At 70.3% G+C, this 18,280-nt stretch carries 13 protein-coding genes and 2 pseudogenes; 5 read left to right on the top strand and 10 right to left on the bottom strand.

The genetic code is table 11. The features are described 5' to 3' along the window. Positions 1-621: 621 nt before the first annotated feature. Positions 622-975: a VOC family protein gene (locus ABZ919_RS28440; RefSeq protein ID WP_361253154.1), complete on the bottom strand. Its 354-nt coding sequence runs from the start codon at positions 973-975 to the stop codon at positions 622-624. A 594-nt stretch (positions 976-1,569) separates the two neighbouring features. Between ABZ919_RS28440 and ABZ919_RS28435 the strand changes: the two are divergent. Beyond that, positions 1,570-2,112, top strand: a pseudogene (locus tag ABZ919_RS28435) (SAM-dependent methyltransferase). A 104-nt stretch (positions 2,113-2,216) separates the two neighbouring features. Here the strand turns inward: ABZ919_RS28435 and ABZ919_RS28430 are convergent. The 9 genes and pseudogenes from ABZ919_RS28430 to ABZ919_RS28390 all read right to left on the bottom strand — a co-directional run bounded on the left by ABZ919_RS28430 (position 2,217) and on the right by ABZ919_RS28390 (position 11,600). Next, positions 2,217-3,500: a phosphatase PAP2 family protein gene (locus tag ABZ919_RS28430; RefSeq protein WP_361253163.1), complete on the bottom strand. Its 1,284-nt coding sequence runs from the start codon at positions 3,498-3,500 to the stop codon at positions 2,217-2,219. 331 nt (positions 3,501-3,831) lie between these two features. Next, positions 3,832-4,332 carry a DUF3592 domain-containing protein gene (locus ABZ919_RS28425; RefSeq protein WP_361253152.1) on the bottom strand — a complete coding sequence of 167 codons (501 nt, stop codon included), beginning with the start codon at positions 4,330-4,332 and terminating at the stop codon, positions 3,832-3,834. Positions 4,333-4,500: 168 nt separating this feature from the next. After that, the gene (locus ABZ919_RS28420; protein ID WP_361253151.1) at positions 4,501-6,105 is read right to left on the bottom strand and encodes an alpha-amylase family glycosyl hydrolase; all 1,605 of its coding nucleotides are present in this window, start codon (positions 6,103-6,105) and stop codon (positions 4,501-4,503) included. A gap of 128 nt (positions 6,106-6,233) precedes the next feature. Next, positions 6,234-7,109, bottom strand: coding sequence for a carbohydrate ABC transporter permease (locus ABZ919_RS28415; protein ID WP_361253149.1), 876 nt, complete (start codon positions 7,107-7,109; stop codon positions 6,234-6,236). Positions 7,110-7,125: 16 nt separating this feature from the next. After that, entirely contained in the window at positions 7,126-8,085 is a 960-nt protein-coding gene (locus ABZ919_RS28410) for a sugar ABC transporter permease (RefSeq protein ID WP_361253147.1), read from the bottom strand. A gap of 130 nt (positions 8,086-8,215) precedes the next feature. Next, positions 8,216-9,631 (bottom strand): extracellular solute-binding protein, encoded by a 1,416-nt coding sequence (locus ABZ919_RS28405; RefSeq protein WP_361253145.1) that lies wholly within the window; start codon positions 9,629-9,631, stop codon positions 8,216-8,218. 486 nt (positions 9,632-10,117) lie between these two features. After that, complete coding sequence (locus ABZ919_RS28400; RefSeq protein ID WP_361253144.1) at positions 10,118-10,405, bottom strand: substrate-binding domain-containing protein; 288 nt, start codon at positions 10,403-10,405, stop codon at positions 10,118-10,120. 358 nt (positions 10,406-10,763) lie between these two features. Then, positions 10,764-10,844 (bottom strand): annotated as a pseudogene (locus ABZ919_RS28395) (LacI family DNA-binding transcriptional regulator); the annotation flags it as partial. 138 nt (positions 10,845-10,982) lie between these two features. Continuing rightward, positions 10,983-11,600 carry a TetR-like C-terminal domain-containing protein gene (locus ABZ919_RS28390; RefSeq protein WP_361253142.1) on the bottom strand — a complete coding sequence of 206 codons (618 nt, stop codon included), beginning with the start codon at positions 11,598-11,600 and terminating at the stop codon, positions 10,983-10,985. 69 nt (positions 11,601-11,669) lie between these two features. Between ABZ919_RS28390 and ABZ919_RS28385 the strand changes: the two genes are divergently transcribed. The 4 genes from ABZ919_RS28385 (at position 11,670) to ABZ919_RS28370 (ending at position 18,125) form a co-directional block, all read left to right on the top strand. Next, positions 11,670-13,004: an alpha/beta hydrolase gene (locus ABZ919_RS28385; protein ID WP_361253140.1), complete on the top strand. Its 1,335-nt coding sequence runs from the start codon at positions 11,670-11,672 to the stop codon at positions 13,002-13,004. A 339-nt stretch (positions 13,005-13,343) separates the two neighbouring features. After that, entirely contained in the window at positions 13,344-14,678 is a 1,335-nt protein-coding gene (locus tag ABZ919_RS28380) for a hydrolase (protein ID WP_361253138.1), read from the top strand. An 872-nt stretch (positions 14,679-15,550) separates the two neighbouring features. Next, complete coding sequence (locus tag ABZ919_RS28375) at positions 15,551-17,455, top strand: glycosyltransferase family 39 protein (RefSeq protein ID WP_361253136.1); 1,905 nt, start codon at positions 15,551-15,553, stop codon at positions 17,453-17,455. A gap of 172 nt (positions 17,456-17,627) precedes the next feature. Next, a complete protein-coding gene (locus ABZ919_RS28370; RefSeq protein WP_361253134.1) occupies positions 17,628-18,125 on the top strand; it encodes a hypothetical protein in 498 nt (165 codons plus the stop codon). Positions 18,126-18,280 lie beyond the last annotated feature (155 nt).

Below are 18,280 nucleotides of genomic sequence, written 5' to 3'. Positions count from 1 at the left end.
GGCGTTCGGCTGCACGCGTCAGGCGGACAGACCTCGGGGGGTTGCGCTCGGTCCGTGGTGGCGGCTCCCAGCGACGACAGCCATGGTTAGCGGTGACGGGGGCGGGGCGCAACGATGTGACGTACTACCCACTTACGGATGAATGTCCGAAATGATGGAATACCGGGCCGTCTGTCCTGTTCAGAGGCATCCAGGGGGTACGGCCCTCTTTAGGATGTGATCCCGCTCTCGTGGGCACCATCACCCCCGACAGGCCGGAAGAGCCCGCAGTCACCCCCAGATCCCAGCGGCCCGGACGACGCCCACCACCCATCCCGACCGCGCAGCCAGACAGTCCGCCCGGCCCGCCGCGATGCCTCCCACCATCCGCAAGACGACGACGCAACACGACGCCGGCGACGGCGACGGCGACCACTGCCAGCAGGCCCTGGCCGAGGTCGAACCGGGTCGCAGGTGGGCCACAGTGATCAGAAGCTCGCGTCACGTCCCCGGCTCGGCGCCACGACGTTCCCGTGACCGCCCGCGGCGGGCGTGATGGGACATGGCCGCCCGGTCCCGACCGAGGTTCACACCGAGACCACCAAGGGGGCAGCCCTCACGTCACGCCGACCCGACGACCGGTCACGCCGGCTGCCACAACTCGACCCGATTGCCCTCGGGATCGGTGACCCAACCGAATCGGCCGACGCCCTCCATGTCCTGCGTTCCCTCGGCCACGTCCGCCCCCTTGGCGCGCAATTGCGCAAGCATCGCGTCGAGGTCGCGGACCCGGAAGCTGAGCATGGTCTGCTGCCCGCGGGACCCGAAGTAGTCGGTCTCGGACTCGAACGTCGCGAAGACCGTCGCCCCGGCTCCCTGACGCCACAGTCCGTTCTCATCGGCGTCCAGACCCAGACAATCGCGGTACCACGCAGTGAGGGCCGCCGGGTCGGAGGCCCGCAGGAAATATCCACCGATTCCGAGCACACGTTCCATGCCGCTATCTTGCCAGGGCGGCGATCGGGCGGGCGGGCCCCACACCATCGTCCGTCTCATCCCGGTCTCGCTCACGGGGAACTCGTGGGTGACGACGTCCCGAACCCGTCCCTGCCCCCTCGGCGCCGCGGCTCGAACCAGCCCACCGCCACCCATCCACGACCAGCCCACCGCACGCGAGCAGAGCGGCCGCAGCGTGAACCGCCCAGGCTCTGTGCGATCCTCGGGCCGTCACACGAGGCGGAGGGGACACCACGTGCTGGTGACGTTGACCGGTGGAGCCGGAGCGGGCAAGACGACACTGGCTGCCGCGCTGGCGGCCACGGCGCCCCGTACCCCCGCACACGTGTTCCACAGCGACGCCTACTACTTCAAGACCCCTGAACGCGGGGTGTGGACACCGGACGAAGCCGGGGTGTTGCGGCTCGATGTCGGCGAGCCCCGGTCGATGGACCTTGCGCGCCTCTGCCGCGACACCGACACCGCGCTGGCCCACTCGCCCGTCGTCGTCGACGACATGGGATGGGAGTGGGCCGACTCCCGGAAAACCGCGAGCACCCGCCCCGGCTTCTTCCGAGCGAAGGAATGCGCACAGTGGGTCTCCCGCGTATTTTCACCATCCACGAGAGCAGCCACCGCATCCACGACCCTTTCACCAGCGAGAAGCTGGCCGTCCTCGGCCGGGCGCTCGGACTGGAGCGCGCAGCGCGCGTGCTCGATCTGGCCGGTGGCTCGGGTGAGATGCTGTGCACCTGGGCCCGTGACCACCAGATCACCGGGACCGGGGTGGACATCGTACGGTGTCCCCGGCCCGGTCCGCCTGCTGCAGGGCAGTCTCCGACCGGGCGGGACGATCCTGATCGGCGAGCCGTACTGGCGGCGCGAGCCGCGGAGACAGGACGTCGTCGAAGCCTGCCGTGCCGGCAGTCGGGAGGACTTCCTCCCGCTGGCCGGGCTGATCGAGCAGTTCGGCTCACTGGGCTACGACGTGGTCGAGATGGTCCTCGCCGACCAGGACAGCTGGGACCGCTACCGCGCCGCACAGTGGCTCAGTATCCGCCGTTGGCTCGACAGCAATCCCGACGACGACCTCGCCCCCCGCTGTGGGACGAGCTCTCCACCGATCCCCTCCGCTAGGCGCGCTATGAACGCGAGTATCTGGGCTGGGGCGTCTTCGCCCTGATGGGTCGCTGACCGCGGCCGGGGCCGCGGCGGCTTTTCCGCGCCTGATGCGACTCGGCTCAAACCGGTTCGGGTTGTGGTTCCGGGCGCCGCACTCCGGCCGCCATCGGCTCCCACAGTTTGGTGGTCCGTACGTAGCCGAGGATCACCGAGCCCATCACCAGAATGAGTAGGGGCCCGAACACCAGCGGGTGTTCGGCCATCTTCACCGGCAGACAGCGATACGCCACCAAGAGCGCAGCGAAGACTGTCGCGCCATGGACCACCAGTCGAATTCCCGCCCGGTCCCAGCCACGTTCGGACGACCGCAGTGCCGCCTCGACCGTCAGCGCGAACACCACACCGGCCACGAGATCCGTGCCGTAGTGGTAGCCGAATCCCAGCGTCGCGCCCAGCGTGGCACACAGCCAGAACGTACCTGCGAACCGCAGGATCCGTGGGCCCTTGCGGGAATGGATGAAAATCGCGGTGGCCCACGCCGTGTGCAGGCTCGGCATGCAGTTGCGCGGCGTGACCTCGTCGAACAGCATCGGGTGCGGAGTGCCGACCGGCGGCGTCGTAGTCGGCCAGAGGTTGCCCACGGCCCAGTGCGCACCGTCGGCGCCGTAGGCGAAGACCGGCCCCACCACCGGGAAGATCATGTAGATGGCGGGTCCGACGAGGCCGATCACCAAAAAGGTGCGCACCAGATGATGGCGCGGGAACCGGCGTTCCACCGCCACGTGACGCAGCTGGTACACCGCGACGACGACCGCGGCCACGGCAAGCTGGATGTAGACGTAGTCGAGAACGTGGGCGCCGATCGGACCGGTGGCTCTCACCACCTGGCCCGCCAGCCACGACGGGTCACCCAGCGCGTGATCGGCGGTGGCCACGTACTGGTCGAGCACGGCCGGGCGTGCCTTCGACGTGACGAGCAGCCAGGTGTCTCCCGTCTTACGGCCGGTGACCAGCAGCAGGGCCAGCCCGACGCCCTTGAGCAACAGGACACGTTCCGGGCCGGTGCGGCGGGCGACGGCGAGGACCGCACAACCCACCACCACCCAGAGCGCACCGTTGCCGAAGGGGTGGCCCTCGGTCACCTTGATCCCGAGCGTCCACCGCACCAGAAAGAGGACGACGTCGATACCGATGGCGAAAGCGGCCGCGAGAAACCGTTGCCGCCAGGTGAGCACCACCATCATCAGCGCCATACTGGCGTACAACAGAAAACCTGATTTCGGGGGAAATATCACCTCGCGCGCCTGGTTGGTGATCGGCCCCGGCAGGCCGTAGTGACGCGCGGCGATCTCCAGCACGACGAGGAATCCGAGCGTCGCCACACCCGCCGCGGCCCACAGCATCACCCGTGGCTGACGCCACGCGGCGACGGTAATTCTGTCGTTTATTCGCGAGAACACCCGCGATGCTCTAGCTATCAATTGTTTGGCCGACTTTTTGGATGTTGGTTGAACAGGGCACCCTTCGTGCCGGACAGCATGGTTTCCCGGTGAAGGACGGACGACGAGGGCGCTCGCCGCAAGTTCGATCATGCTATCGGATCGGGGGGAGGGTATTTCGCTGGTCACGGATTGTACGAAGGCGAGCCGAGACCGGCCCGCAACGACGTGGAATCGCTTTCCATGCCCGTACTGCGGACCCGACGGTTGCGTCCGAGAGGGGAGTGGGGTGCGGTCAGGCGGGGAGTCGGTCGGTGGCGAGCGCCGCTGAGCCGGCCACGGCCAGCACCGCGCCGATGGTGAAGGCGAACCACCGGTGCTGGATCAGGTTCCATGCGTTCCAGTGCAGTACGCCGGCCGCCTGTGCGTCCTCCGGGTCGGCGGGGTCGTAGACCACGGTGGTGTGGATGTGCCCCTCGTCGTCCCTCGGTCCGCTCGGTACGTAGAGGGTGTGGGCCAAGCGGGGCTCGTCGGCGAACTCCGGAAGTCCCTCGGCGTCGTGGAAACTGAGCCACACCGCACTCGTGGAACACCCGGCGCCTCGACCGGTCGAGCACGCGTGGAGGACGTAGGCGTCGCCGGGAACCTGGCGCCCGTGTGTGCGCAGTTCGGAAATCCGGTCGTCACCCTGGACCACCTCGACGACGTTCGCGGCAAGGATGCCCACCCCGAGCAGCGCCATCACCAGGGCAGCGACAGTGCGGCTCCACCTTCTCGTACGCGTGTTGAACTCCACGGCCCCACGCTATCCGGCAGTGGTACGGACGCGGCGCCCGGCCGGGCTCCGGCGCGCATCCGCATCGTGCGAGGGCCGACCGAACCCGCGCATCGCCCCGGCTTCCGACGATGTTCCGTTCCGCGTGCGCCGGTGCGTGGCGTGGGAGAGGTGGGGGTGGTGGTCGGATCAGGTTCCCAGCCACGCCGCCGTGTCGCGCGGGAGCAGACCGGTGGTGTCGAGCGGGTCGCTGCTCAGCAGCAGGCGCTCGTGCCGCGGGAGTTGGACGGGGTGGTCCGAGAGGTTGACCACGCACACCAGCCCGTGCGGGCGGGTGAAGGCGAGCACACCGTTGCCGGCCGGCAGCCAGGACATCGGCCCGTCGCCGAAGCCCGGAACCGCACGGCGCAGCAGCAGTGCCTGCCGGTACAGCGTGAGCATCGACTGCGGATCGGTGATCTGCCGGTCGACGGCGAACGCGTCCCAGCCCTCGGGCTGGGGCAGCCAGGGCTCGGCGCCCGCGCCGAAGCCGTACCAGGGGGCGTCGGCCGTCCAGGGCAGCGGGATGCGGCAGCCGTCCCGTCCGGGGTCGGTGCCTCCGGAGCGGAAGTGCATGGGGTCCTGGATGCGCTCCCGGGGAACGTCGGCCTCGGGCAGGCCGAGTTCCTCTCCCTGGTACACGTAGACGGATCCGGGCAGGGCGAGGGTCAACAGGGCGGCGGCGCGGGCGCGCCGGGTGCCCAGCCGCAGATCGGTGAGGGTGCCGAAGGTCTTCGTGGCGAAGTCGAAGGAGGTGTCGGTGCGGCCGTAGCGGGTGACGGTCCGGGTGACGTCGTGGTTGCAGAGCACCCAGGTGGCGGGGGCGCCGACGGGGGCGTGCTCGGCCAGGGTGCCGTCGATGGCGCGGCGCAGCCGGTCCGGCTCCCAGGGGCAGGTGAGGAAGTTGAAGTTGAAGGCGGTGTGGAGTTCGTCGGGGCGCAGGTAGCGGGCGAAACGCTCGGCGTCCGGAAGCCAGACCTCGCCGACGAACACCGCCCCGTACTCGTCGGCGATCGACCGCCAGGAGCGGTAGACGTCGTGCAGTCCGTCCTGGTCGACGTACGGGTGGGGGTCCACCCCCTCGGTGAAGTCGGCGAGCGCGGGGTCCTTGACGAGCAGGGCGGCGGAGTCGATGCGGACGCCCGCGACTCCTCGCCGGAACCAGAAGCGCAGGATGTCCTCGTGCTCCTGGCGGACGGCCGGATGGGCCCAGTTCAGGTCGGGCTGCTGCGGGGTGAAGAGGTGCAGGTACCACTCGCCGTCGGGCACCTGGGTCCAGGTGGGCCCGGCGAACTGTGACGGCCAGTCGTTCGGCGGCAGTTCCCCGTCCTCTCCGCGGCCGGGCCGGAAGTGGAACAGTTCCCGTTCGGGGCTGCCCGGTCCGGCCTGCAGCGCGGCCCGGAACCAGGGATGCCGGTCGGAGACGTGGTTGGGGACGATGTCGACGATGACCCGGATGCCGAGCTCCGCGGCCTCCTCGATGAGCTTCTCGGCCTCGGCGAGCGTGCCGAAGGCGGGGTCTATGGTGCGGTAGTCGGAGACGTCGTAGCCGCCGTCCACCAGCGGGGAGGCGTACCAGGGGGTGAACCAGACGGCGTCGACGCCGAGTTGCGCGAGGTAGGCCAGTCTCGCCCGGACTCCCGCGAGGTCCCCGGTGCCGTCGCCGTCGCCGTCGGCGAAGCTGCGCGGATACACCTGGTAGATGACGGCGTCGCGCCACCATTCGTCGGTGCGGGACGAGTGAGGGTCTGCCACGTGGCGGTCCTTTCGGGCACGGGGATCTCCGCCGCCGGCCCGGAGCAGCGGGGCGTCGGACGGGCCGGCGGCGAAGGCTTCTTGTTCGGGCGGAGAGGGGACCGGGGAGGCCGGGCGAGTGCGCCCGGTCAGCCCTTGAGCCCGCCGGCGGTGAGACCGCTCATGATGTTCCGCTGGAAGACCAGGAAGATGAGCAGCGTCGGCAGGGAGGCGATCGTCAGCGCGGCGATGAGGACGTTGACGGGGACACCGCTGGACAGGGAGTAGATGCCCACGTTGAGGGTCTGCTCGGTCGGGTCCGGCAGGGTGAGCATGGGCCAGAGGAAGTCCTTCCAGACTCCGACGACCGCGAAGACCGACACGACTGCGAGGATCGGCCGGGAGATCGGCAGCACGATCGACCACAGGGTGCGCGTCGGGGAGGCGCCGTCCATGGCGGCCGCGTCCAGGAGTTCCTTGGGGACGGAGTCGAAGAACCGTTTGAGCAGGAAGATGTTGAAGGCGTTGGTGACGGACGGCAGCCAGATCGCCCACGGCGTGTTCAGCAGGTTGCGGTGCACGACCGGTACGTCCAGGACGGTCAGGTACTGGGGGACGACCAGGACGGTGGCCGGGATCATCAGCGTGGCGAGCATCATGGCGAGGATGGCCTTGCCCAGGATCGGGCGGAGCTTGGACAGCGAGTACGCGGCGGCGACGTCGAGTACCAGCTGGAACGCCAGCGCGCCGAACGCGTAGAACAGGGTGTTGAGGAGCAGCCTGGACAGGTCCATGACGTCCCAGGCCCGTGTGTAGTTGCCCGGTGCGAAGGACTTCGGCACCAGGGTCGGCGGTGTCCGGACCGCCTCCTGCGCGTTCTTCACACCGCTGGACGCCATCCAGTACAACGGGCCGAGGAACACCAGGGTGAATGCCGCCACGACCACGGCGAAGACGATCCAGTAGAGGACCTTGCCACGGGGCCGCGCGAGCTGCCCCGGTGAGATGAGTGTGCGTGTGGACATGCCGGTCTCTCCCGGGCTACTGGTCGTCGGTGCGGCTGAGCTTCACGTACGCCGCCGAGAATCCGGCGAGGAGCACGAGCAGCAGCAGGCCGAGAGCCGCCGCGGCACCGTAGTTGTCGAAGTTGAAGGCGTACTGGTAGACGAGGTACACGACCGTGGTGGTCGAACCCTCGGGGCCGGCCCCGCCGGTGAGCAGGAAGGGTTCGACGAAGACCTGCATCGTCGCGATGACCTGCATCAGCATCATCAGCGAAAGGACCAGACGGGTCTGCGGAACGGTGACGTGCCAGATCTTGCGGAACAGGCCGGCACCGTCCAGTTCGGCCGCCTCGTACAGTTCGCCGGGGATGCCCTGGAGCGCGGCGAGGTAGATCAGGGTGGCGCCGCCCATGTTCATCCAGGTCGACGCGATGACCACGCACAGCATCGACAGGTCCGGGTCCTGCAGCCACTGCTGCTCGGGCAGGTGCAGGACGTGGAGGACCTCGTTGAGCAGACCGTACCCGGGATCGTAGAGGTACTTGAAGAGCAGCACCGAGGCGACGGGCGGGAGCATCACCGGCAGGTAGACGAGCAGCCGCAGATAGCCCTGGCCGTGGCGGAACTCGTTGATGACGACCGCGGCGACGAACGGGACCGCGAAGCCGAGGACCAGCGCGAGCACGGTGAACAGGAGCGTGTTGCGCCAGGCCTGCCAGAAGGCGGGGTCGTGGTAGACGGTTTTCAGGTTGTGCAGGCCGACCCAGGTGACCTTGCCGTTCTCGGTCTTCTGGAAGGCGAGCAGGAACTCCCTGATCATCGGAGACCAGGAGAACACCGCGAAGCAGCCGACGGCGCCGATGAGGAAGCCGTGTGCGGTGAGATTGCGCCTGAGCTCCCTGGCGAACCGTCCGCCGGGTGACGTGGAAGCCGTGGTGGGCGGGCGTGATGGGCGGGCGGTGTCCGCCGTGCCGGGGATCAGGCTGGGGACCGCCATCGTCTCTCCTCGGGGCTGGGCTGCGGGTGGGCGCGAGGGCCGCCGTCGGTCACGGGGTCCTCGGGGCTTGGCGGGTCCGGACGCGGTGCCACCGGTGGGGCGGGTCCTGGCGCCGCCCCACCGGGGCCGGTCACTGGTTGGCCAGGACCTCGTTCACCTGTGCCGCGGCCGTGGAGAGCAGCTTGCCGATGTCGGCGTTCTCGTTGGTCAGGACGCCGGACATCACGTCGTCGAGGACCTTGTAGATCTCCTGGGCCTTCGGCGGCTCCGCCTTGCCGGGCACCGGGTCGTCCATGAAGGACCTGAAGTTCTCGACGGGCATGGTGGCGTTCGCCTTGCGTGCGGCGTCGTCCTTCGTCTTCGACTCGCCGAGCCAGAAGTTGGGCTGCGGCACGCCGACCGGGAGGTCGTCGGACTTGGTGCGTGCCCAGTCGAACTGGCCCTTGCCGACGGTGAGGGTCTTGAAGTTCAGCCAGGCGATCGCGGCCTTGATCTTGTCCGGTGAGATCCCCTTCTTGATCATGTAGTCGTTGCCGCCGGCCAGGGTGGCCTTCTCGCCGGGTATCGGGCCCATGCCGAAGTTCTCGTACCTGGCGCCCAGTTGCTGCACCATGTACGCGATGTCGTCGGGGGCGGCGAGGAACATGCCGAGCTTGTCGGTGGCGACCTGCTTCTGCAGGTCGCCCCACTTGAGCAGCTGGGTCTTGCCCATGCTGTCGTCGTCCCAGCGCATGGCGTGCAGGTTCTGCAACACCTGCCGGCCGATGTCGTCGTCGAACGCCGCCTTCTTGCCGCTGGGGTCCACGATGTCGCCGCCGCGGCTGTACATCTGCGCGGTGAAGTGCCAGCCGCCCGTGTTGGCCGCGCTGTACTCGCCGAAGCCGGCGATGCCGTTGCCGAGACCGGCGATCTTCTTGGCGTCGGCGCGCACCTCGTCCCAGGTGCGCGGCGGGTTGTCGGGGTCGAGGCCGGCCTGCTGGAACAGCTTGCGGTTGATGAGCAGGCCCATCGTGTAGTTGCTGGTGGGCAGCCCGTAGAGCTTGCCGCCCTGCTTGAGCGCGCCGAGAACGTGCGGGTCGATGTTCTTCAGCAGCGGGACGGTCTTGTCGCCGACATAGGCCGTGATGTCCGCGGCGCCGTTGTTGTCCAGCACCTGCTGCAGGTCGGTGAAGTACGTGTAGAAGACATCGGGTTGGGAGTGGGCCTTCAGCATCGCGGTGAAGCGTGCGGGCTCCTCGCACTGGCCCGGCGTGGACCGGCCCTGGATGGTGACGTCGGGGTACTTCCTGTTGAACTCGGCGACGTCCTCCTTCCACTCCTTGAGTTCGGCCGCCTTCGCCGTCGGAGGCATGCAGTCGATCGTGAGCGTCACCTTGGTCTTCGGGTCCAGCGGGGCGGCCGGGTCGGCGGAGCCGCCTCCCTGGGATCCACCGGAGCCGTTGCCGCCCGCGCTCGTGCCGCAGGCGGCCAGCGCGGTCAGCGTGAGCGCGGAGACGAGGGCGACCGCGCCGGCGCGGCGGGTGCGGCGGAACCGGGCACTTCTCATGAGTGGTCCCCTTCGGGCATGAACTCGGTGAGGTCGCCCCGAAGTCGGGGGCGGCCCGGGGCAAGGGCGCTTGCGACGAGGTGCGTTGTTGGGGCGCCGCACACTCAACCACTCGGTACAGGTGAGCGCAAGATATCGCGCCATTCTTGTAATTGTTCGACAGAGCTCGTCGATAGATGTGCGGCGGTGCTCCCGGCCGTGGCCCGAACCGACCCCGGGCGCCCTTGTGATGACACGGGGACGGCCGTACTGTCCGGCGTCGACCGGCACCTGATGCCACGAAAGGACGCTGTGGTGGCCTGCAACCAACTTGCGTCAGGCTCCCGGTGTCGGCCCACCGGGCACGTCGAGGGCGACCGGGCGCGGCGCGCGGAGAAAGCGAGGTCGGCATCGGTACGGGCGGCCGCGTGGGCGCGCTTGCGCCAATGCCGCCCCAGGTGGCGATGTGCAGGTCCGGGCGCAGCAGCGCGGCACCGACGGCCGGGATCAGCCGGCCGGAGGGGGTGCGGTCGAGCCCCGCAGCACCAGTTCGGGCTCGAACAGCACTCGCCGGCGTGGGACCGCTTGTCCTGCAGCTGGGCGCGGAGCAGCGCGACCACCGCTCGCCCCATCGCCTCGATGGGCTGACGGACCGTGGACAGCGAGCGGCGGCTCGGTGCAGTTCATGAAAGCCGAGTCGTCGAACCCCAGGACCGAGACGTCCGAGAGAACGGAGAGGCCGCGTCGGCGCATGGCACGGACGGCGCCGAGGGCGAGAGGGTCGCTCGCGCACACGATGCCGGTGACTGCCCGGTCCAGGAGGCGGGAGGCGGCGGCTTGTCCACCTCCAGCGAGAACATCGAGCGCACGACGGACGCCTCCGGCAGGTCCCCGCCCGCGGCCTTCGCCAACGCCCGGGCCGCGGCCAGCTTGCGCCGCGACGGAACGTGGTCGCCGGGGCCGAGGACCAGCCCGATCCGCTCGTGCCCCAGGGAGGCCAGGTGGCGCCAGGCCTGCTCGACGGCGACGGCGTCGTCACAGGTGAGACCAGACCGACGAGTCGGGCGCGCTCTCCTCGCAGTGGGGTGGGCCGCTCGTAGCCCAGAACGTCCAGGGCCGTGAGTACGGACTGGCGCGTCGACGCGGACACACCGGGCTTGCCGTTGAGGACGCGACTGGCTGTCGCCTCGCTGACCCCCGCCTTCTGGGCAACCTGAGCAAGTCGTCGCGTCATGCACGCAAGACTGGCGCAAGCTACGCAAGCGGATTGCGCAGCAGGTGAAGGGGTCGGGCACCGACGGCAGTTGGCCCGTCATGTTCGTCAACTGTCGGGACGAGGCCGGATTGCGCACGAGGCCGGGTTGCGCACCTGTCAGGTCGCGGAGTCGGCGTGCCGGAGCTCGCGGAACACCGCGGGGGTCGTCCAGCCGCGCAGCGTGGCGTGGACCGTCGACCGGAAGGCGGCTTCGGCCGTTGGGGTGTCGAGGGCACCGGCCAGTTCCAGCGTCACGAGCCCGTGCAGGGTCACCCAGAGCGAGAGAGCGATCGATGTCGTCTCGCCGGCGAGGACGGAATCGGTCACGGCCCGGTCGATCACCGCGATGAGTGGCCCCACCGGGTCACGGGTGCCGACCGCGTCCGAGGGCTCGAAGGACTGCACCCCTCCGAACAGCACCGCGTACAGGTGCCTGTGCCCGCACCCCCATGCCCGGTAGGCGACGGCCAGGGCATAGAGGTCGGCGAGGGGATCCCGCGAGCCCGGCACCGCCGACAGCTCCTCGAACAGGCCGGTGACGGCTCTGTCCCGGACCGCTGCGATCAGTCCGTCCTTGCCGCCGAAGAGGGAGTACACAGCCGTCGTCGACGCGTCGGCGGCGGCGGCCACGGAGCGGACCGTGACCGATTCGCGCGGGCCGGTGGCCAGCATCTCGGTCGCGCACACCACGAGCCGCTCTTTGACCGCCTCGTCGTTGGTTCTGGGCCTACCCATGACGAGGAGCCTACCTCGTTTGATAACGTAGTTTTGAAACGTCGTTCTGAAACTCTGGGAGGCCCTGCCGTGCCTACGTTCGCCTTACGTCTCGTCCAGTTCGCCGGACGCTTGCTCCTGGCCCTGACCGCCGTCCTGACCCTGGCTGCCGTCTTTCTCGTCCTGGTCGTCCTGACGGACGGGGCCGGCTCGGGACTCGCCGCCTGGCTGACGGCCCTCGCAATCGCCTGCGCCGCCGCGTTGTGGCGGGGCCGCAGCCGTAGCGGAGCGGCACGACTCGTGCCGTTCGTGCCGGTGGTGGCAGCGGCGGCACTGACGGCGTCGGTCTGCGTCCCCACCGTGCCCACGACCCGGCGGTATCCGCCGGGCCTGTCCTTCGTGAGCACACAGCACTGGAGTCTCGCCACGGGCAGCCGCGTCGCGGTGTACCACTACCCGCCCGCGGACCCCGGGGCCCGGCACCCGGTCCCGCTCGTGTATCTCAACGGCGGTCCGGTGCGCGGCATATCGCTGCTCGACCACCGGTTCCTGCAGCTCCTGGCGCGCCGCGGCCATGACGTCTACGCCTACGAACAGGCCGGCGGCGGCCGCAGCGGCCTGCTCCCCATGGACCGGTACGCGATCTCCCGGTCCGTCCGTGACCTCGACGTCTTCATCCACCGTCTCGGCAAGGGCAAGGTCGACGTCCTGGGCTTCTCGTCCGGCGCGGTCGTCCTGACCCGGGCCCTGGCCGACCCCGCCGTCGCCGCGGATCTGCACCGGGCGGTCATCGCCGAACCCGGTCCGATGGACGGCCCCACCTCGAGGATCGCCGGGCACCGGGGACGCCCGTCCGCCCGCGGCCTGGCGCCGAGCCCGTCCGGTCCGCGGTCGACCCACCTCCCCCGGTACGCCGTGGCGTTCGGCCTCATGCGACTCGGGCTCCTCAGCCCCGGCACCGGACTGATCGGACAGGCCGAAGGTGACAACGCGTTCACCGCCGCCGACCTCGGCAGCGACACCGCGTCCGCCTACTGCGCACGCGACGCGCAGCGCATACCGCCCGAAGACACGGCACAGAACTTCTCGTTCAGCCCGGCTGCGAGCCTCCGCGTCCAGCAGACGGTGGAGAACTCCCCGTCCCTCGCCCGGCGCCTGAGGCACTCGCAGACGCCCGCCATGCTGATGATCGCCGAGTGCTCCTCCCAGATCCGGCAGTGGGAGACCACCGTCCTCGCCGACGATCCCGCCGTTCAGCGCGTGCAGTACATGCCCGGGGTCGGGCACCACATGTGGAACGGTCTGGACGGCAATGACGAACGAGCCGCAGCGGTCGTCACCGCGTTCCTCCGGGGCAGGCCGGCGCCCCTGCCGAACTACCCGACCCGCGACGGGATCCCGGCCTTCCTGCGCGACCGCAAGTGACGCTCCCGCAACCCGGCACGGACACCGAGCACCGAGCACCGCCACCTCCACCGAGCACCGGCACCGGCACCGGCACCGGCACCGGCACCGGCGGAAGCCTGCCCGGAGCTGGAGCCGGTCCGGCGCCGGCACGTGCGCAGTGTCCGCCCGCAATGACGCGACCTCGCGTACGCACCATTTCGTTGGCTTTGGTCGCGTGTATCCGGCCCGCCTCAGCCTCCCCGAGGAGCGGCTCTGCGCGAAGTACGTGTGGTCCTGCCATCCGTCGGGCCGGGCAGCGGTACGGTGTGCCCCTGACCATTGCCGGGCCCAACGGCTCGCAGTCACCAGGGGAGTTTTATGCAACACCGCAGACCGCGCCCGCGCCGCAGACTCATAGCCAGAGCGGTCGGTACCGCAGGTGTGCTCGCCGTCGCTCTGGGTGCCGGAGTGACGCCGTCGATGGCCGCCGGGAAGGACTCCGGCAAGCCGACGGCCACCGGGTCCTCGCCGGACGAGGACAACACGTCCTGGGCGCCCGAGAACGACGCCGCGGCCCTGCCCCAGGGCACCCACCCGGCCGCCACGCTCAGCCGCGGCCGCGCCACCGTCCAGCTCAAGCTTCCCGCGCCGAGCGGGCCGTACAAGGTCGGCACCTTCAGCCAGCACCTTGTCGACAAGTCCCGCACGGACCCGTACGTCGCCGGCAACCGGGCGCGCGAGTTGATGGTGACGTACTGGTACCCGGCGTCCTCCACGACCGGGCACGCCGTGGCACCGTGGATGCCCTCCATCTCGGGTGCGCACTTCCTGTACTCGCGCGGCCTGTCGCCGCAGCAGGTGACGCTGCCGCAGACCTCCAGTCACGTGCTGGCCCCGGTGGACACGAAGCTCGGCAAGCTCCCCGTGCTCCTGTACTCGACCGGGCTCCACTCGGACCGCGCCATGGGCACCGCTCTGGCCGAGGACCTCGCCAGCCGCGGCTACATCGTGATCGCCGTCGATCACACCCATGACGCCAACGAGGTGCAGTTCCCGGGCAACCGGCTCGAGGTCAACGCCATGCCGGCCGGCTCGCACTCGTCGGACACGCTGAACGTGCGCGCCGCCGACATCCGCTTCGTGATCAACCAGCTCGGCACCATCGCCAAGGGCGGCAACCCGGACGCCGACCACGCCCAGCTCCCCTCCGGTCTGTCGAAGTCCGTGGACACGTCCCACATCGGGATGTTCGGCTGGTCGCTGGGCGGCGCCGCGGTCGACACCGCCATGCAGCTCGACCCCCGCATCGGCGCCGGCGCCAACCTGGACGGCCAGTTCTTCGGCACGGCGCCCGGCAAGGACCTGAACCGCCCGTTCATGCTGTTCAGTTCCGGCACGCACAACCGCAACAACGACTCGTCGTGGCGCAAGCTGTGGCCCCATCTGAAGGGGTACCACGTCGACGTCCAGCTCCACGGCTCCAGGCACCTGTCGTTCAGCGACAACGAGTGGCTGGTGCCGCAGGTGGCGGGCCTCCTCGGTCTTTCCCCGGACCAGGTGCAGCAGCAGTACGGCACGATCGACCCCGACCGGGCGATCAAGGTCCAGCGCGACTACCTCGCCGCCTTCTTCGACCAGGAGCTGCGCCACAAGCACAGCACCCTGCTGGACGGCCCCTCCAAGAGCTACCCGGAGATCGCCTTCGTCCGCTGACCCGGGCTCCGGTTCGTCCGCTGACCGGAGCCGGGAGACGGGCCCCGCGTGCGGCACGCCCCGGCCCCCTGGGCAAGGTCAGCCCGGTCGCCGTTCGAACGGCTGGTTCAGGTGCGCCTGAGCCAGCCGTTCGGACGGTACCCCGCGGGCCGACGCGCGGACGGGACGGGGACGACGCGGGGACACCAGTGTGATGGTTGTGTGATCTCCTACGGCTAAAGTGTGCCCTTGTCGAACGTTCGAGCGCTCGTCGCCGGTTGAGAGAGGATCCGCTGCCCTGCCCACCGCTTTCCGGGCGCCGCGCCACACCGCACCCTCCGTCCCGCAGCCCCACCGCTGCCCGACGAGGTGCGCCCGCCGGACGCCTCGCTCGTCGCACCGCTGGCCGTGGTAACCGCCCTCACCACGGCCGGCTCGGCCGACGTTCGATCCGAGCGCGTGCCGGAAGTGGTGCCGGCCGATGCCGAGCGGAGCGTCACCGACGTCCCGCCGGAGACGCGCGCCTCGCCATCGGCGCCGAGACGACAGCGGACGGCGCCGGGACGACAGCGGGGCGGCGCACCGCCGGCACGTCGTCGGCGACGTCCGGCACGTCGGCTCCCGGCGTCCCCGCCCGACCCCGTGTCACCGCCGGCGCCGGTCCGCGGTCGTCGGCCCCGGCCCCTGGCCACCGCGGCACGCACATGGGCCTCGACGGCCGGGTCCGCCGCAGCTCCCATCCCGGCCCTTCCGCCACCGACGGCACGGCCATGGGCGGTTCGCCGGACGGCGTGTCGCCGGACGGCAGGCATCCGCCGTGCCCCCAGACCCCGGGCAGCCCACCGCCAGTCACCCGCCGCTCCGCCTGACCACTGATCCAAGGACCTTCCGCCATGGCCACCCTCCCCACCACCCAGAGCACCGACCCTTCCGGCCACCACCGCTCGTCGCACCGCCGCGGCGGCCACTCGCAGGAGCCGGCGCACTGGGAACGCCCGGCGCTGGTCACCGTGCTCGTCGTCGCCGCGCTGCTGTACGCCTGGGGCATGGGGCACGCCGCGATCCACCCTTACTACAGCGCGGCGATACGCTCGATGGCCACCAGCTGGCGGGCCTTCTTCTTCGGGGGTCTCGACACCAGCGGTTCGATCACCCTGGACAAGCTGCCCGGCGCCTTCTGGCCCGAGGCCATCTCCGTCTGGATCTTCGGCCCGCACGCCTGGGCGGTCGCCCTGCCGCAGGTCGTGGAGGGCGTGCTCACCGTATGGCTGCTCCACCGGATCGTACGGGCGTGGGCCGGGCCGTTCGCCGCGCTGATCGCCGCGCTGATACTCACCTTCACCCCGGTCACCGTGGTCCTCAACAGGGCCACCATCCCGGACACCGCTCTCACGCTGCTGCTGGTGGCAGCCGCCGGAGCCCTGCAGAAGGCGGTGCAGTCCGAACGGCTGCTCCCGCTGATCACCTGTGGCACATGGGTGGGGCTCGCCTTCCAGGCGAAGATGCTGCAGGCATGGCTCGTGCTGCCGGTCTTCGCCGTCGTCTATCAACTGGCGGCGAGCGGAACGCCCTTGCGGCGGGTCCTGCGCCTCCTGCTGAGCGGCGCGGTCGCGCTGGCCGTCTCCTGCTCGTGGGCACTGCTCGCCTGGGCGACACCCACCGCGGACCGCCCGTACGTCGACGGCACCTCCAACAACAATCCGTTCAGCCTGGTCTTCGGCTACAACGGCCTCAGTCGCTTCAGCGACGACGACACCGCGCTCGGTGCCGTTTCTGCGACCTCCGCCAGCCGGACCACCGGGAACACCGGCTGGGGGATGCTGGTCAACCACACCGTCGGCCCGCAGGTCGCCTGGTTCCTGCCGCTGGCCGTGCTCGCCGCCGTACTCGGCGTGGTGTGGTGCGCCCGCGCACCGCGAACCGACCTGCTGCGGGCCGGTTTCCTGCTCTGGGGCGGTTGGCTGGCCGTGCACGCCGTGGTGTTCAGCATCTCCAATGGCAACCACCCTTACTACACGGCCGTGATCGCACCGGCGATCGCCGCGCTCGCCGGTGGCGGGTTCGCCCTCTTGCGGTCCGAGTACGAGGCAGGCGGCAGGCGGCGGACGCTGCTGCCGGCGGCCATCGTGCTGACGGTGGCGTGGGCACTGGTGCTCGACGCGCCGACCTGGTTCGCTTCCTGGCTGCTGGTGCTCGCCCTGATCCTCGCGGTGTGCGCCGCGGCGGGCCTGTGGACCAGCGGGTCACGCGCCTCCGGAGGGCTGGTGCAGGGCTCCCTGGCCGCCGGAATCGCGGCCACGCTGCTCGTCCCCGCCGGCTGGGCCGCCTCCAGCCTCGACCCGCTCTACGCGGGCGCCTCCACGTCGCCGACGGCGGGTCCGGTCGGCAAGACCTACAGCAAAGCCGTCCACCACCCGTCCGCGCTGCGCCGGGTCGGGCTCGACGAGCCCAGCGCCCACGACATCAGCCTGCTGGACTACCTCGTCGCGAACCGGCACGGCGAGAAGTACCTGCTCGCCACCCAGGCCGCCTACCCCGCGGAACGTCTCCTGCGCGCCCAGTCCGAACCCATGCTCGTCATGGGAGGCTTCACCGGCAAGACGCCGTTCCCCACCGCCCCGCAACTCGGCACCCTGATCACCACGCACCAGCTCCGCTATGTTCTGCTCACTCCCCTGCGGCCCACCACTCCCACCACCACGTGGGTGAAGTCCCACTGCACGCGGATCCGCTCCGGGAAGTACGGCTGGCGCACCAAGGGCAGTTTCCGCCTCTACGACTGCGCCCGGCAGAAGTGAGGCGACCGCGACGCGTAGGGGCGCCGCACGGCCGGCCATGAGACCGCGCGGCACTCCGACGGGGCCGTTCGGGTGCCCGTGACACCCGGGTACCTCATTCGGTGTGCGGGACCCGGCCATGCACTCTTCACTGAGTGGAACAGGCCGTTTCCGAGGTCACGGGAGTCGTGGTATGAACGGGCACTGGACACGGGGCGCGGCGGGCGCGGTGCTGGTCGTGGGCGCTATCGCGGTGGCCGGGTGCTCCGGCAACAGTTCCAAAAGCCCGTCCGGCAGCGCCAGCAAGGCGGCTTCCGTGGCCGCCTCGGCCGCCGAGTCCCTCGCCTCGCGCGGTGCCGACACGCTCGCCTCGGCCTCGGCGGAGGCCAGACGCAAGCTCGACGAGGCCAAGAACGGGGTGAACGCCAAGGACGAGGTGACCCTCGGTGCCGCCGCCATCGCCGGCGACGGCCGGGCCACGGCCAAGGTGACCGCCAAGAACACCGCCGATTCGGCCAAGTCGTTCGCCGTCCAGGTCAACTTCACCGACAAGAGCGGCAACCTGCTGGACGTGGTCGTGGTGACGGTCAAGGACGTGGCCGCCGGCGCCTCCGGCGAGGGTACGGCCCGCAGCAACCGCAAGCTGACCGGCGAAGTGCGCGCGGTCGTCGGTACGGCTCTGCGCTACTGACCACCGGCCGCCGTACCTTGCCGGACCGCTGCCGCGGCCCGGCCGGACGCGTGCGGCAGCGCCGCGGACGACGGGAACGCGAGCCGGCCGGTGCCGCAGGCGAGGTCGAGCGGGCCTCCCCGCCCCGAGCGGGCCGCCCGCCACGCCAGGACGGC

Source organism: Streptomyces sp. NPDC046759, from assembly GCF_040645475.1.
In the GTDB taxonomy this organism is placed as follows: domain Bacteria; phylum Actinomycetota; class Actinomycetes; order Streptomycetales; family Streptomycetaceae; genus Streptomyces.
Note: the sequence above shows the minus strand (reverse complement) of the source record. Positions and strands in the feature narration are given on the sequence as shown.

Excerpts from the sequence above, each read along its gene's own strand:
- ABZ919_RS28440 (WP_361253154.1), bottom strand. The coding sequence starts at position 975 with ATGGAACGTGTGCTCGGAATCGGTGGATATTTCCTGCGGGCCTCCGAC.
- ABZ919_RS28430 (WP_361253163.1), bottom strand. The coding sequence starts at position 3,500 with ATGCTGTGGGCCGCGGCGGGTGTGGCGACGCTCGGATTCCTCGTCGTG.
- ABZ919_RS28415 (WP_361253149.1), bottom strand. The coding sequence starts at position 7,109 with ATGTCCACACGCACACTCATCTCACCGGGGCAGCTCGCGCGGCCCCGT.
- ABZ919_RS28410 (WP_361253147.1), bottom strand. The coding sequence starts at position 8,085 with ATGGCGGTCCCCAGCCTGATCCCCGGCACGGCGGACACCGCCCGCCCA.
- ABZ919_RS28405 (WP_361253145.1), bottom strand. The coding sequence starts at position 9,631 with ATGAGAAGTGCCCGGTTCCGCCGCACCCGCCGCGCCGGCGCGGTCGCC.
- ABZ919_RS28390 (WP_361253142.1), bottom strand. The coding sequence starts at position 11,600 with ATGGGTAGGCCCAGAACCAACGACGAGGCGGTCAAAGAGCGGCTCGTG.
- ABZ919_RS28380 (WP_361253138.1), top strand. The coding sequence starts at position 13,344 with ATGCAACACCGCAGACCGCGCCCGCGCCGCAGACTCATAGCCAGAGCG.
- ABZ919_RS28375 (WP_361253136.1), top strand. The coding sequence starts at position 15,551 with ATGGCCACCCTCCCCACCACCCAGAGCACCGACCCTTCCGGCCACCAC.
- ABZ919_RS28370 (WP_361253134.1), top strand. The coding sequence starts at position 17,628 with ATGAACGGGCACTGGACACGGGGCGCGGCGGGCGCGGTGCTGGTCGTG.